Origin of the sequence: Maribellus luteus, assembly GCF_003576475.1 — a bacterium.
GTDB lineage: Bacteria > Bacteroidota > Bacteroidia > Bacteroidales > Prolixibacteraceae > Draconibacterium > Draconibacterium luteum.
On sequence record NZ_QWGR01000160.1, the window covers coordinates 326 to 594 of the forward strand.

At 65.4% G+C, this 269-nt stretch carries 1 protein-coding gene; it reads right to left on the minus strand.

Features of this window, described 5'->3' with window-relative positions; translation table 11 throughout:
* Positions 1 to 262, minus strand: a 262-nt coding sequence (rpsL, locus tag D1614_RS28410; RefSeq protein WP_119440513.1) for a 30S ribosomal protein S12, incomplete at its 3' end; no start/stop codon positions are given.
* Positions 263 to 269: the final 7 nt, after the last annotated feature.

The window sequence follows — 269 nt, forward strand, 5'->3', positions numbered from 1 at the left end:
TGTCGAGCACGCCGCGCAGGATGTGGTAGCGAACGCCGGGAAGGTCCTTCACGCGGCCGCCGCGGATCAGGACCACGGAGTGTTCCTGCAGGTTGTGGCCCTCGCCGGGGATGTAGCACACGGCTTCGATGCCGGTGGTCAGGCGGACCTTGGCGACCTTACGCAGAGCCGAGTTCGGCTTCTTCGGCGTCGTGGTGTAGACGCGGGTGCAAACGCCGCGACGCTGCGGGCAGTTCTCAAGTGCCGGGCTCTTGCTTTTCAGCTTTTCC